The organism is Flavobacterium branchiicola, assembly GCF_018383905.1.
Taxonomy (GTDB): Bacteria; Bacteroidota; Bacteroidia; order Flavobacteriales; family Flavobacteriaceae; genus Flavobacterium; species Flavobacterium branchiicola.
The window spans coordinates 84,153-98,623 of record NZ_JAGYWA010000002.1 but is presented as its reverse complement, the minus strand read 5'-3'; the positions used below and the strand labels follow the sequence as shown (position 1 = coordinate 98,623).

Annotated in this window: 17 protein-coding genes; 12 read left to right on the top strand and 5 right to left on the bottom strand. The window is 32.4% G+C overall.

Annotation, left to right across the window (positions count from 1 at the left end):
• Window positions 1-155: 155 nt before the first annotated feature.
• The 3 genes from rlmD to KHA98_RS04035 are packed head-to-tail and all read left to right on the top strand — an operon-like array spanning window position 156 to window position 2,906.
• Entirely contained in the window at window positions 156-1,568 is a 1,413-nt protein-coding gene (gene rlmD, locus KHA98_RS04045; protein ID WP_213255579.1) for a 23S rRNA (uracil(1939)-C(5))-methyltransferase RlmD, read from the top strand.
• A gap of 8 nt (window positions 1,569-1,576) precedes the next feature.
• Window positions 1,577-2,134, top strand: coding sequence for a DUF6452 family protein (locus KHA98_RS04040; RefSeq protein WP_213255577.1), 558 nt, complete (start codon window positions 1,577-1,579; stop codon window positions 2,132-2,134).
• A complete protein-coding gene (locus KHA98_RS04035; RefSeq protein WP_213255575.1) occupies window positions 2,106-2,906 on the top strand; it encodes a DUF6048 family protein in 801 nt (266 codons plus the stop codon). Before KHA98_RS04040 ends, KHA98_RS04035 begins: the two co-directional genes overlap by 29 nt.
• 77 nt (window positions 2,907-2,983) lie before the next feature.
• Here KHA98_RS04035 and KHA98_RS04030 read toward each other — a convergent pair whose 3' ends face one another.
• The 3 genes from KHA98_RS04030 to KHA98_RS04020 all read right to left on the bottom strand — a co-directional run bounded on the left by KHA98_RS04030 (window position 2,984) and on the right by KHA98_RS04020 (window position 5,242).
• A complete protein-coding gene (locus tag KHA98_RS04030) occupies window positions 2,984-3,676 on the bottom strand; it encodes an aspartate/glutamate racemase family protein (RefSeq protein WP_213255573.1) in 693 nt (230 codons plus the stop codon).
• A 21-nt stretch (window positions 3,677-3,697) separates the two neighbouring features.
• A complete protein-coding gene (locus tag KHA98_RS04025) occupies window positions 3,698-3,934 on the bottom strand; it encodes a hypothetical protein (RefSeq protein ID WP_213255571.1) in 237 nt (78 codons plus the stop codon).
• 150 nt (window positions 3,935-4,084) lie between these two features.
• Window positions 4,085-5,242, bottom strand: coding sequence for a THUMP domain-containing class I SAM-dependent RNA methyltransferase (locus KHA98_RS04020; RefSeq protein WP_213255569.1), 1,158 nt, complete (start codon window positions 5,240-5,242; stop codon window positions 4,085-4,087).
• A gap of 135 nt (window positions 5,243-5,377) precedes the next feature.
• On the opposite strand from KHA98_RS04020, the gene KHA98_RS04015 reads away from it, so the two are divergent.
• Together KHA98_RS04015 and KHA98_RS04010 are read left to right on the top strand one after the other, a co-directional pair.
• Window positions 5,378-6,142 (top strand): class I SAM-dependent methyltransferase, encoded by a 765-nt coding sequence (locus tag KHA98_RS04015; protein WP_213255567.1) that lies wholly within the window; start codon window positions 5,378-5,380, stop codon window positions 6,140-6,142.
• 93 nt (window positions 6,143-6,235) lie between these two features.
• On the top strand, window positions 6,236-6,904 hold the full coding sequence (locus tag KHA98_RS04010) for a ZIP family metal transporter (protein WP_213255566.1): 669 nt from the start codon (window positions 6,236-6,238) through the stop codon (window positions 6,902-6,904).
• Between the two features lie 70 nt (window positions 6,905-6,974).
• Here the strand turns inward: KHA98_RS04010 and KHA98_RS04005 are convergent, their stop codons facing one another.
• Together KHA98_RS04005 and KHA98_RS04000 are read right to left on the bottom strand one after the other, a co-directional pair.
• Entirely contained in the window at window positions 6,975-9,362 is a 2,388-nt protein-coding gene (locus KHA98_RS04005) for a TonB-dependent receptor domain-containing protein (RefSeq protein ID WP_213255563.1), read from the bottom strand.
• Between the two features lie 153 nt (window positions 9,363-9,515).
• The gene (locus tag KHA98_RS04000; RefSeq protein ID WP_213255561.1) at window positions 9,516-10,661 is read right to left on the bottom strand and encodes a helix-turn-helix domain-containing protein; all 1,146 of its coding nucleotides are present in this window, start codon (window positions 10,659-10,661) and stop codon (window positions 9,516-9,518) included.
• A gap of 184 nt (window positions 10,662-10,845) precedes the next feature.
• Here KHA98_RS04000 and murQ point away from each other — a divergent pair, with 184 nt between their 5' ends.
• From murQ to KHA98_RS03965, 7 genes are all read left to right on the top strand, one after another.
• Complete coding sequence (murQ, locus tag KHA98_RS03995; RefSeq protein ID WP_213255560.1) at window positions 10,846-11,658, top strand: N-acetylmuramic acid 6-phosphate etherase; 813 nt, start codon at window positions 10,846-10,848, stop codon at window positions 11,656-11,658.
• A 104-nt stretch (window positions 11,659-11,762) separates the two neighbouring features.
• Window positions 11,763-11,984, top strand: a complete 222-nt coding sequence (locus KHA98_RS03990) for a DUF6095 family protein (protein WP_213255558.1) — start codon at window positions 11,763-11,765, stop codon at window positions 11,982-11,984.
• Window positions 11,985-12,012: 28 nt separating this feature from the next.
• A complete protein-coding gene (locus KHA98_RS03985; protein ID WP_213255556.1) occupies window positions 12,013-12,243 on the top strand; it encodes a hypothetical protein in 231 nt (76 codons plus the stop codon).
• The gene (locus tag KHA98_RS03980; RefSeq protein ID WP_213255554.1) at window positions 12,228-12,542 is read left to right on the top strand and encodes a type II toxin-antitoxin system RelE/ParE family toxin; all 315 of its coding nucleotides are present in this window, start codon (window positions 12,228-12,230) and stop codon (window positions 12,540-12,542) included. Before KHA98_RS03985 ends, KHA98_RS03980 begins: the two co-directional genes overlap by 16 nt.
• A complete protein-coding gene (locus KHA98_RS03975) occupies window positions 12,530-13,102 on the top strand; it encodes a pentapeptide repeat-containing protein (RefSeq protein WP_213255552.1) in 573 nt (190 codons plus the stop codon). Before KHA98_RS03980 ends, KHA98_RS03975 begins: the two co-directional genes overlap by 13 nt.
• Window positions 13,103-13,104: 2 nt before the next feature.
• Window positions 13,105-13,680, top strand: coding sequence for a DUF1572 family protein (locus tag KHA98_RS03970; RefSeq protein ID WP_213255550.1), 576 nt, complete (start codon window positions 13,105-13,107; stop codon window positions 13,678-13,680).
• Between the two features lie 277 nt (window positions 13,681-13,957).
• Window positions 13,958-14,329 carry a DNA topoisomerase IV gene (locus tag KHA98_RS03965; protein WP_213255548.1) on the top strand — a complete coding sequence of 124 codons (372 nt, stop codon included), beginning with the start codon at window positions 13,958-13,960 and terminating at the stop codon, window positions 14,327-14,329.
• Window positions 14,330-14,471: the final 142 nt, after the last annotated feature.

The window sequence follows — 14,471 nt, the reverse complement described above, 5'->3', positions numbered from 1 at the left end:
ACAACAATACTTATAGGTTAAAAATGGGACATTTGGGGCTGAATGTCAAAAACAAAGTTAGCTTTTAAAGTGAATTAAACTAGCAAATTCAACATTTTGATAAAATATTTTGAAATTTAAATTTATAAAAGTTTACAAACTCTTATTTTTGCCGTATGGGAAGAAAAAATACAGACAAAGTTGTCTTTCATCAAATTCAGGTTCTTGACGCTGGAGCAAAAGGAGTATCAGTAGCGAAAGCTCCTGACGGAAAAGTAATCTTTATTCCGAATGTGGTACCGGGTGATGTAGTGGACGTACAGACTTTCAAAAAAAGAAAAGCCTATTATGAAGGCAAAGCCGTAAAATTTCACGAATTATCAGAACATCGCATTGAACCAATTTGCGAGCATTTTGGAGTTTGTGGAGGTTGCAAATGGCAAAATATGAAATACAGTCAACAACTGTATTACAAACAAAATGAAGTAAAAAATCACTTACAACGAATAGGAAAAGTTGAACTTCCTGAATTTGAAACTATTTTAGGTTCTGAAAAACAGTTTTTCTACAGAAACAAAATGGAATTCTCATTTTCAAACAGCCGTTGGTTAACTGAAAAAGAAATTGGAAGTACCGAAGATTTAGGAAACAGAAATGCATTAGGTTTTCATATCCCGAAAATGTGGGATAAAATTCTTGATATTCAAAAATGTCATTTACAGGAAGATCCTTCAAACGCCATCAGAAACGAAATCAGAGCATTTGCAAACGAGCATAATTTAGCTTTCTTTAATCCAAGAGAGCATTCTGGTTTATTGCGTACCGTAATGATTCGTACTGTTTCTACCGGAGAAATCATGGTTTTGATTCAGTTTTTTGAAGAAGACAAAGAAAATCGCGAATTACTTTTAGATCATTTATACGAGAAATTTCCACAAATTACATCTTTACAATATGTAGTAAACGGAAAACCAAATGATACTATTTACGATCAAAATGTGATATTATATAAAGGAAGAGATTATATCCTGGAAGAAATGGAAGGTTTAAAATTTAGTATTAATGCTAAATCTTTTTACCAGACCAACTCAGATCAGGCGTATGAACTTTACAAAATAACACGTGATTTTGCCGGACTTACCGGAAATGAAACGGTTTATGATTTATATACAGGAACTGGAACAATTGCACAGTTTGTATCTAAAAAAGCAAAAAAAGTAATTGGTGTAGAAAGTGTACCAGAAGCCATTTTGGATGCTAAAGCAAATGCAGAACGCAATAATATTACCAATTGTGAGTTTTTTGTTGGGGACATGAAAGTAGTTTTCAACGAAGCTTTTATTGCACAACACGGAAAACCGGATGTTATTATTACAGATCCGCCTAGAGACGGAATGCATGCTGCAGTAATCGATCAGATTATGAAAATTGCTCCGCAAAAAGTAGTTTATGTAAGTTGTAATTCGGCAACACAAGCGCGTGATTTGGCTTTAATGGATGAAAAATACAAAGTAACCCGTGTTCGTCCGGTTGATATGTTTCCGCAAACACATCACGTAGAAAATGTTGTACTTTTAGAATTAAGATAATATTGTAAATGAAAAAAATAATTTCTCTTTTATTGGTTTTCGTTTTTGGCTTGTCGAGCTGTGAAAAGGATGATATTTGCGATCCAAATACACCAACCACACCACGATTGGTCATTAAATTTTATGATGCGAATAACCCATCTGTGCTTAAAAACGTTACTAATTTGAAAGTAATTGGTAAAGATCAGCCCGAGGGAATTATTTTTAATGAAACCGGAACTGATATAACAAAGTATTTGGCAAACGGTAATACGATATCTCTTCCATTGAGAACAAATGAAGATTTCAGTACGTTTACTTTTATATTAGATTCTCAAAATGAAAATCCTGCAGCCAGAAACAGTGATGAAGTGAGATTTAATTATACACGTCAGAATGTATATGTCTCAAGAGCTTGCGGATTTAAAACAATTTTCGCACTTAATCCACTATCTGATGGTCCGCCGGTATCTAAACCTTTTATTCAGGTTGACACCGATCAAGACGGATTTTGGATGCAGCAAATTTTTGTAAAAAATTATAACATTGAATCAGAAAATGAAACACACATTGAAATATATTTCTAGTATTTGCTTATTCTTTTCAATGTTTTTAGGTTCTGCTCAGGAAACCTCTACTACACCAACAAAAGAAATTGCTCCGGCAAAAGCGAAAACTGAAACTGCTAAACCAGAAATTCAGCAAGCAAAACCAGACAGCATTAAAACAGATCGTTACGGCCTGCGTGTTGGGGTTGACTTATATAAACTAACTCGTGGATTATACGACAAAGATTATAAAGGAATTGAAGTTGTTGCAGACTGGCGTTTAACAAAAAAGTATTATTTAGCAGCTGAACTTGGTTTTGAAGACAAAACTACAGACGATGACAGATTAAATTCTACTGCAACCGGAACTTACATTAAAGGTGGTTTTGACTATAATTTATACCAAAACTGGCTTGACATGGAAAACTTAATTACAATTGGGTTAAGAGGTGGTTTCAGTACATTTAGCCAGGAATTAAACAGCTATAAAATTTACAATCCAAACCCGTATTGGGGAGAACAACCTCCTATTGTTGCGGGACAAAAATACAATGGTCTTACCGCTGGGTGGATTGAGGTTGCAATGGGATTAAAAGCAAAAGTTTATAACAATCTATTTGTTGGTTTTGGTGTACAGCTAAAAATGCTTGTTGCCAACTCAAAACCAGATGGCTTTGATAACTTATACATTCCCGGATTCAACAGAACTTACGACGGAAGTTTTGGAATTGGTTTTAATTATACTGTTTCTTACTTTATTCCTATTTACAAGAAAAAGACCGTTATTCCGGTAGCACCAGCTAAAAAATAACAGTTCTTTTTAGAAATAAAAAAAGCCACAAATTCATTATAATTTTGAATTTGTGGCTTTTTTATTTTCTTCTAAATTTATGACAATTGAAACTCTATTGCAGCATTGGCATGAATCATCGTGGTATCAAAAATAGGAACCGGTACATCATTTTCTTTAATGATCAACGGAATTTCTGTGCAACCTAAAACAATTCCTTCCGCACCGTCCTTAATCAATTGACTTGAAATTTCAAGATATCTTTTTTTGCTTTCATCAGTTACAATTCCTCTTCCCAATTCTTCAAAAATAGTATAATGAATAAAATCTTTATCTTCTTGTTTTTCCGGAATGATAACTTCGATTCCTTTCGCGATAAGCCTCTCTTTAAAAAAATCAAGTTCCATTGTAAACTTGGTTCCTAAAAGAGCCACTTTTTTAAGTTTTTGCTTTTCAATTTCAACTGCTGTTTCACTTGCAATATGAATAATCGGCACATCAATTGCTTCCTGCAATCTGTCTGCAATTAAATGCATGGTATTGGCGCATAAAATAATCGCTTCTGCCCCGCCCGATTTTAAGAACTGACAACCTTTAAAAAGCAATTCAAAAGTAGCATCCCAATCGTTATTATCGTTATTTCTTTTAATGTCAGCATAATTAAACGAATAAACCAAACATTCTGAGAAGTTAAGACCTCCCATTTTTTTGTTTATTCCTTCATTTATAAGTTTGTAATAATCAGCTGTTGAAACCCAGCTAATACCGCCAATAAGCCCAATTTTCTTCATATTACTTTTCTGTTTTTAAAATTATCCGATTTCTTTAATTCCTTTTATAAAAATCCATTTCATAAAAAGCTTTTCGCCATCTTTAGTTTTGACTGACTGAAATTTAGGTGCAATTAAAGTCGCCACAATAAACGCCGTCATCGGAATCCAAAGTCCCGTTAATTGTGTATAACTCGCAACTAAAAAGCGTCCCAAAATAAACAGAATCGCGAAACATCCTAATTGGTATAAAAAAGCTCTTATTTGTAGTTTTGTCATTTTTTTTTAAAGTTACTAAGGTTCTGAGGTGCTAAGATGCTAAGTTTTTTCTATACTTACCTTAAAACACTCAAAACCTTATTGTTTTTTTATTTTTCTTTCTTAGAATCTTAGTCACTTAGAACCTTAGTAGCTCAGAACCTCAGAAGCTTAAGATTGAAATTTCGTTCTCTTACTTCCTTCGTACATTTCGTATTTAACCAAACGTGCTTCAAGACTTCCGTTAAAAAGTTTGATTTTTCTTGAAGGTTTTAGTCCAACGAACTTTAAAGCTTCGAGATTTGCTGTAATAAACCATGCGTTGGTTCCCGGATAATTTTTCTTTAAAGTATCTCCAATACTAGCATAGAATCGCTCCATCTGAATATCTAAACGCTCATCATATGGCGGGTTGAAAACTACGTGCAGTTTTCCTTCCACTTCTTTTTCGGTATCAAAAAAGTTATTTTCTGAAACCGTTACATAATCTTCAAGATTAGCATTTCTAATGTTATCTTTTGCTTTGCTTACGGCACTTGGTGCTTTATCAAAACCTTTTATAGTGTAATGAAACTCTTTTGTTTTCTTCATTAAACTGTTTACGATCTGATCGAACAAATCGTTATCCCAGTCTTTCCATTTTTCAAAAGCAAATTCTTTTCTGTTGATGTTTGCCGGAATATTGCAGGCAATCATCGCAGCTTCGGCAAGAAAAGTTCCAGAACCACACATTGGGTCTAAAAAGTGACTTTGTCCTTCCCAACCTGACAATAATAAAATTCCTGCTGCTAAAACCTCGTTGATTGGCGCAATATTAGTTGCAGTTCTGTAACCACGCTGATGCAATGAATTTCCGGAAGTATCCAACGCAACCGAAACCTGATCTTTGTCAATATGAACATTGATTCTTAAATCCGGATATTGTTTATCAATACTTGGTCTTTGTCCCGTTCTTTCTCTAAACTGATCTACAATTGCATCTTTACATTTTTGAGAAACAAATTCAGAGTGATTAAAATAAGTCGAGTGAACTGTTGCATCAATAACAAAAGTTTGATTGGCATTTAATAATTTCGACCAGTTAACGCCCGAAATTCCTTTATACAATGCCTGTTCGTTATTTGCCCTAAACGAATAAATAGGTTTTAAAACTTTAAGTGCCGTTCTAAGCGATAAATTGGCTTTGTACATAAAACCTTTATCTCCTTTAAAACTCACCATTCTAACCCCTTTTTCTACATCCTGAGCACCAAGTGCACGCAATTCCTGCTCTAATATTTCTTCAAAACCAAAAAAACATTTGGCAATCATTCTAAAATTTTCTTCCATCTTTATTTTTGTTTAAAAAAACTACTCCAATCACATTTAGATGCTAACGTTTATTTAGGTATCGTCGCGAAATAGTAATTTTTCGGCAAAAATACACTAAATTTGCCGGACTTTGAATTAATTGAAATAGAATAAATGTCTGAATCGCATAACTCATCAACACCAAATCCGGAACGTAATACCGAAAACTGGTTTACTTCATGGTTTGACACACCTTATTATCACATTCTTTATAAGGATAGAAATTATCGTGAAGCTCAGATTTTTATGGATAATTTAACGCATTACCTTAATCTTCCCGAAAAAGCAAAAGTATTGGACCTCGCTTGCGGAAAAGGGCGTCATTCTATTTATCTTAACCAATTAGGTTTTGATGTCCTGGGTGCAGATTTGTCTGAAAACAGTATAGCCGAAGCTAATAAAAACAGCAACGAAACCCTTCATTTTAAAGTTCACGATATGCGTGAACCATTTGAAGAAAAATTTGATGCTATTTTTAATCTTTTTACAAGCTTTGGGTATTTTGAAAGCGACGATGACAACCTTACAACCCTAAAAGCAATTAAGGAAAGTTTATCTGAATATGGTTTTGCCGTAATTGATTTTATGAACGTGAATCAGGTTATTGAAACTTTGGTTCCTGAAGAAGTAAAAACAGTTGAAGGAATCGATTTTAAAATAAAAAGATATGTTGAAGACGGACATATTTTTAAAGAAATTGATTTTGAAGACCAAGGCAGAAAATTTCATTTTACAGAAAAAGTAAAAGCTTTAACTTTGAAAGACTTTCAGGATTTGATGGACGAAGCAGGTATTTATCTGCTGGATATTTTTGGCGATTACAAACTCAAAAAATTCCATAAAACCGAAAGCGAAAGATTAATCATGATTTTTAAGTAAGTTTAATCGTTAAACCGTTAATTTGTTTAATCACTAAACAAACTAACAAAAAACCGATTAAACAATTAAACAAAAAACGATTAAACAAAAAAGATGAACTACCTACTACCCTTATTTTCTGTACTTTTAGGATATGGTGTGGCTTTGTTTATTAAACCCAATAACAAAACCAATTTAAAATTATTACTGGCTTTTAGCGGTTCATTTTTGTTATCATTAACCGTAATGCATCTTTTGCCGGAAGTTTACGAATCACATAATCACAACATTGGTGTATTTATAATGGTCGGGATTTTGTTCCAGATCGTGTTGGAGTTTTTCTCTAAAGGAGCAGAACACGGACACGTACACGGACACGCAAAAATGTCTCAGATTCCTTGGCTTTTATTTATCAGTCTGTGTATTCATGCTTTTTTAGAAGGTTTTCCGGTGAGTCATCATCATGGTTTAGCAATCGGAATTGCCATTCATCATTTGCCAATTGCTGTGATTTTAACGACATTTTTCATCAATGCCGATTTAAATAAAAAAGCCATATTTGCTTTTATGCTGGTTTTTGCAATCATGACTCCGCTTGGTACAATTGCATCCGAATATCTTGTTTTCCTGAATGATTATTACACCGAAATAACCGCAATTGTAATCGGAATTTTATTCCACATTTCATCGACTATTATCTTTGAAAGCAGCGAAGGACATAAATTCAATGTTGCCAAAGTTTCCATGATTGTTCTTGGAATTCTATTAGCATTCTTTTTATAATAAATTAAAAAATGTGTCAATTAGATAATGAGATAATTTTCTAATTGACACATTTTCTAATTATCTAATTTTAATTTGCAGCTCTCTTTCTCTCGTCCTGATTTCCAAAATTACGTTCCTTTACGTTAATTTTTTTGTTTCCAAAATTGTAAACTACAGACAAACGAACAAATCGATTGCTTTCATTACTGCTATAAACCTGTTTCACACCATTTACAACCGAAGTGAAATCTTTTAAATAAGACGTATTAAAAATATCATTGGCTAAAAATGCAATTTGCATGGTTTTATTCAATAAATCATGTTTGAATCCAATGTCAAAACTAGAAGTATATCCTATTTCATACAAACCACTTTTATAAGGCGGAGTATACGAAAAATCAATTTGTAGCTTTGTTGTTTTCCCCAGCACGAAAGTATTATTGGTAGAAAAATCAATTTCTAAACTATTAGATGGCGTTGCATTTATATCTTTAATAAATTCTGTTTTTGCACCTAAAAAATACAATGAATTTTCACTTTGCCACCATTCTGCAAAACTTGCCGAATACGTTTCTCCAATACCATAATTTAAACTTTTAAAATAATTATCACGCGTTACGATTTGCGTATTTGTTTCCGGGTTTGAAGTGAATAAAACGCCATAACCATTTGTAACTAAATTTACGGTAACACTTGTTCTTAAAATTTCTTTATACGAATGTGCAAACTCAAAATTATCACTAAAAGAAGGTTTCAAAAACGGATTCCCTTCAGAATAACTATTACTGCTAATGTAAATTCGGAATGGATTCAGTAAATCAAATCGTGGTCTGTTGATTCTTTTTCCATAATTCAGACTAAAATTATTATTCTCATTCTTTTTGTATGAAGCAAAAACGGTCGGAAAAAGTTTAAAATAATCATTTACTGTTTCCTGATTCAGCGTTTCAGAAAATCCTGTCGTTTGTGTATTTTCAAGTCGCAATCCCAATTGAAAATTCCATTTCTCATTAATCTTTTTATCTCCGTTAATATAAACCGCCTGATTATTTTCGGTGTATTTAAATCTATTCGATTGATTCGGGTCTAATACAGGCGTTCCCGAAATAGTATCGTAAAAAAGCACATCACTTATACTATTTGTAAAACTCATTTTAGCACCATAAGATAAATTCAACGCCTGAAGCGGATGCTCCATATCGGCTTTAAAACTCAAATTATCAATATCCTGATTCGAAATATTTCTTCCAGATTGATTCACATCTACAAAAGTTCCGTCTGGTAAATAGTTATTAGCCATAAACTCACGATCAAATTTTGAATTGTAATTAAAGTAATCTGCATCAAAGGATAATTTTCTATTTAGAGAATCCAGTTTTGTAATCAAATGTGCGTTATAGGTTTGATTACTCGATGCTCTGTCTGCAAAACTAGTATTGATCGTGTAATTCTTCAATTGATTTTGCGTGTCAAATCTATTAATTAGAATATCAGATTGAAAATCAGGATTATTTCTATCATTTATAAATTGAAAACCAACTGTCGTTTTTTCTGAAAAATCATAATCTAAAGCTATTTTTCCCGATAGGTTTTCGTTTTTTAATTTTGTTGTTGCGTTCATGGTCGAAAGTCCATCTTCAAAATAAACATCCGAAACTTCATCTATATTTCTGTACCCTGTTTTTCCGTTAACACTTGCAGAGAAACGGAATTTATTTTTATTGTAAAAGAAATTATCTCTCAAGGTAAAAATGCCATATTTGCTTTGATCGTAAGAAGCTGTCGTAGTATTTTTCCAGGAATCACGAGTTCCTTTTTTCATGATAATATTAATCAGTCCACCAGTTCCTTCAGCTTCATATTTTGCCGGCGGATTACTTATAATTTCAATATTCTTAATATCACTTGCAGAAATTGATTTTAAAAAATTATTCAATTCTTCGCCCGTTAATTCAATCATTCTCCCGTCAATCATCACTCTCGAAGTCCCTTTGCCTAATATATTAATTGTATTATTTTGCACTACAACACCAGGCGCAGTGTTAATCGCACTCAAAGCATCTCCCCCAACATTCGTGACATTATTTTCAAGATTATACACCAAACGATCTGTTTTTTGCTCAATGGTTTTCTTTTTAGACTGAATGACAACTTCAACTAATTTTGTTTCGTTTTCGTTCAAAATAATAATCCCTAAATCTGTATCTTTTTCTACTGAAATTTCTTTTTCATAATCCGTAAAACCCAAAAGGCTGATTCTGATTTTATAAGTACCACTTTTAAGATTGATTTCAAAAGAGCCATCTTGCTTCGTTGTGGTTCCATCAATAATTTTTCCTTCTATATTTGAGATTGAAACATCTACCCATTCTAATGAAGTTGTTTCGCTGGTTACTTTTCCTTTTAATTTTAATGAAGTTTGTGCTAAACAAAATAATGGTACTACTAAAAAAATAAGGAGAATTGCTTTTTTCATGATTTCTAATTTTAACTTGTTCGATTAATTTGAAGCAAAGTTGCCTTAGAAAATCTCCGTATGCGACCGACAAAAAAAAGTCGAACCATTTTCTGTTCAGGAAATTGGTTCGACTTTATTAGACATGAAGTACGACTTTTTACAAACTACTAATTATGAAGCATTTCGATAAGCGGTAGGAGTTAAATTCGTATATTTTTTGAAAGAAGTATTAAATGAAGATTTGGAATTAAAACCTACTTCGTATAAAATTTCCAGTACCGTAAGCTGACTTTTAGCTTTATCTTTCAGGATTTGCATCGCTTTTTGAATGCGATATTCGTTTACAAAATCAAAAAAATGCTGATCGATATGATGATTAATTAAAACCGATAAATCCCGAACCGGAATATTTATCTGATTCCCCAATTCCTGTATAGTAAGTGATGGATCCAGAAATGGTTCTTTTTCCGTCATATATTGTTTTAGTGCAGAAATCTGATTTGAAATTGCTTCACTTTGGATGTCTTTTACTTCTGATATTTCATTTTCTACTTTAGGAAGAATGTCTTTTGTCAGCTTTAAATTAGAATTAATTCCCCTAAAAAGTTCCGGATGATTTAATGCCGTCATAACAAACCAGCATATTACGCATAAAGCCATAATTACCATCAAAACATTTCCCCAAAGAAACACTTCGCGGGAAGCCGTATAACGCAATAAATTTTTTGAAGCTGTAATAGAATGCATCACAACAAAAACACAGTTCATCTGAAAAAGCCATTTGTAGGTTGATGTACTTGGATCGGTGTAATTCTCCTGATATATTTTTTTGTATTTTCTTAAAATTAAAAATATACTAATAATATAAAACCAATATTGAAATTCGAGTAGAATCTGAAAAAAGTAAATTTCAAACATGGTACCGTAATATTCTAAAATATATTGTTTTTCAGCACCAGATGTCAAATAAACTCTCGGCATTAAAACAAAATTCATCACGACAAATGGAAGTGTATAAACTAAATGCTTCCATTTTAACCTAAAATCAGAATAACAAACTGCCAAAACATACAAATAAATCAAAGGCATTTCCAGCAAACACACAGTGCTTCTGAATAAATCTATATTTATATATTCCAGAGGAAAGGAATAATCCATTAGTCCGCTAAAATCAATAGCTGATAAAATAATAAAACAAGCAAATAATCTGTTGGCTAATTTATTTTCCGTTTTTACAGTAAGTAAAAAAAGTGCTAGTAATAAAGAAACAAAGACAGCAATTCGGGCAACACTGTCTAAAAAGCCTAATTTATCCATTCGTTTTTTTGATTATTCAACAAATATAATATTTTACCTCAATTTTTCTAAAGCTTTTAAATAGTGTCTGAACAAATGTATATCAGCAACAAAACGTTTAAAATCTTTAGAAGTTTACGCACTAATTTTTCCCAATTTGAACCAAAAAAAGTTTAATTTTGAACCATAATTATTTTGGATAAAAATGACCTTTACAAAAACGACAGAACAATCTTCAAAGTACGAGCATTTAGAGCAAATGTCAGTTCATGAATTACTTAACAATATTAATGAGGAAGACATAACTGTACCACATGCTGTTAAAAAAGCAATACCGCAAATTGAAGCTTTGGTAGCACAAATTGTTGCAAATTTAAAATTAGGCGGACGTCTTTTTTACATCGGCGCGGGAACATCCGGACGCTTAGGTGTTGTAGACGCTTCTGAATGTCCTCCTACTTTTGGAGTTCCTTTTGATTTGGTAAACGGAATTATTGCCGGTGGCGACACTGCAATTCGTCGTGCGGTTGAAAATGCCGAAGACAATGCAACACAAGCCTGGATTGATTTGCAAAATCATAATATTGGTCAAAATGATGTTGTAATTGGTATTGCTGCTTCAGGAACTACTCCTTATGTAATTGGAGGTCTTGAAACCTGCAATCAAAATAATATTGTTACGGGCTGTATTACAAACAATGCGGGAAGTCCGCTTGCATTAACAGCTAAATTTCCTATTGAAGTTGTTGTGGGTCCGGAATTTATTACCGGAAGCTCGAGAATGAAAGCCGGAACAGCTCAAAAATTGGTACTTAATATGCTTTCGACAGCTGCAATGATTCAGCTTGGAAAAGTAAAAGGAAATAAAATGGTCGATATGCAGTTAAGCAATGTAAAACTGGTTGATCGTGGTGTAAAAATGGTTATGGAGCAAATTGAGGTTTCGTATGAAGAAGCTTCTGAATTATTAAAAAAATACGGCAGCGTGAGAAATGCTGTTGACAATTATATAAAATAAAAAGTTTTTTGGTGAAATGTGAGATGGAAAATTCCTTAGAACATTAACTCAAAAGTTTCATAACCTGAAACAAAGAAAACCTGAACCTTGAAACAAAAATAAAAATGGCAACAAATAAACAACTACTAGGAAAAGGAATTAAGTATTTAACCGGAGCTTTGCCCTTAATGTTTCTTGGACCCTCTTTGATTTATAATGCTTTCATGAATCAGCATACCAATTGGCATTACCTGGTTTTAGGAATTGGAATTGTAGCTTGTTTGAGTTCTATGGTTTTAATTTTTCTTGGATTGAGGATTATAATGAAAGGTATTTTTAATGACTAATTCGTATCTTTACTAAAACTCTTTTACAATGGATATACAAGCAGAAATAAACTGGATTCATCAGGAAATTGATAAAGTAAAAGATCCTTCTTTTGTAGAAAAACTAAAACATCTTTTGCAATCGGTCAATAATACTTCGGTTGATTCAGATGCAGCTTATAATTTAGATATTGAAAATGCCTTAGAAAACATCAAAAAAGGCAATTTTTATACTGAAGAAGAAGCAAAAGACATTGCAAAGAAATGGGGAAGAAAATAATTTGGTCGAAAAATGCCTTGGATCAATTAGAAGACATTCATTTTTACATTTTCTTTGAAAGTAAATCACTTACAATTGCTGATAAAGTAGTCAACAAAATTTTTGAAAGCACAGAGATTTTAAAAACAAAACCTGAAATTTACAAAGTCGATAAACAGAAAATAAAAAACGACGGCAGTTTCAGGGTTTATTCTGTTTACGATTATGGAATATCCTATCAAATAACGGAAGAAATCATTTATATTCTTCGAGTACGTCACAACGCTCAAAAACCACAAAAACATTCATGGAAGGTATAATTCACATTCAGAAAACATTCGAAAAAGTTGTTTACATTGATAAAAAAATAAACAATCGGGAGTTTGAGGATTGTGTTTTTAAAAACTGTGATTTTTCAAACAGCAACTTTGGCAATAATACTTTTTTAGACTGCGAGTTTATTGACTGCAATCTTTCTATGACCAGTTTATTTGGCACCAACTTAAAAAATGTCACTTTTAAAAACTGCAAGCTTTTAGGAATCGCTTTTAACGAATGTGACGATTTTTTATTTCAGGTTTACTTTGAAGAATGTACTTTGGACTACGCCATTTTCTCTAATAAAAAAATGCCTAAAACTAAATTCATCAATTCATCGGTAAGAGAAGTAACTTTTATTGGAACCAATTTAACAGGTTCTCTTTTTGAAAATTGTAATCTTGAAAGTGCTATATTTAATGAAACACAATTGGCTGGCGTTAATTTTAAAACGGCTTATAATTACAAAATCGATCCAGAATTTAATCCGATGCGAAAAGCACAATTTTCAAACGATGGAATAGTGGGACTTTTAGATAAATATGACATTAAAATTGTATAATTATGAATGCAGATACATCTTATTTAGAAAGCGTAAAAAAGCAATTTTTATACTATAAAATGCTTGGTGAAAAAGCCATTGATCAATTGGAACCTGAACAGCTTTTTGTTGCTGTAAATGAAGATACCAATAGCATCGCTACCATTATAAAACATATTTCAGGAAATATGCTTTCGCGCTGGACCGACTTTTTAACTTCAGACGGAGAAAAAGAATGGCGAAACCGCGACGCCGAATTCGAAAATGATTTACAAACAAAAGAAGAAGTTCTGGAACTTTGGAACAAAGGTTGGAATTGTTTTGAAAACGCTTTAGAAAGCCTGCAGCCGGAACAACTTTCAGACATTATTTATATTCGCAATGAAGGTCATACCGTTATTGAAGCTATAAACCGTCAACTGGCACATTATCCTTATCATATTGGGCAGATTGTTTTTTATGCCAAACAACTCAAAAACAGTGAATGGAATAGTTTATCAATCCCGAAGAATAAATCCGGAAATTACAATGCTGAAAAGTTTGCCAAGGAAAAAGAAATCAAGAACTTTACAGACGAAGAATTAAAAAGATTGAAATGATAGAATATTATGCAAATTTTGGCGGAACATGTTGGTGGATCTTTATTAAATTCTGCCAAACAAATTTAACAGAAGAGCAGAGTTTTAAAAATAGAAAACGAAATTTACTTTTTGTAACTTTTTTAACCCTTGTAATTTTCTTTTTATTCTTTAATTAAAAAGAAATTTTGAAAACCAAAGCCCTAGCCCTGATGGAAGCGACATACTTTTATGTTGTAGTTCAACATAAAAGATAAAGCGGACAGCAGGATCAGCTACTAAAAAAAAATTATTTAAAATGAAAAAAATACTATTCTTATTTCCTGTTCTTGCATTAGTATCTTGTTATAATGCAGAACACAATTGTAAAGATTTCAAAAACGGAAAATTCAAATTTGACTTTGAAGTAAATGGCGTTAAAAAAACAACTTTCTTTGAACGTAAAGACAGTATTGAAATCGAAACTTTTGAAGGAAAAACAGATACTTCAACCATTCGCTGGGTAAGTGATTGCGAATATGTATTGCAAAAAAAACACCCAAAAAATATGGCAGAAGAAAAAGCCATAAGTATGAAAATCTTAACGACAGCAAAAGATTCGTACACTTTTGAATTTGGAATGGTCGGTTCTGAAGAAAAGCAACGAGGAACAGTTTATAAAGTTGACTAAACTTAAATTTTAATATTATACAAAGCTCCAATATTGGAGCTTTTTTTATAGAAAATCTATGCGGAGTTACTTTCGGAGCCCCCTCGTTCCTCGGGATGACAGACGCTACAGGTAACACATTTTTTTTAAAACCTTTGTCCCT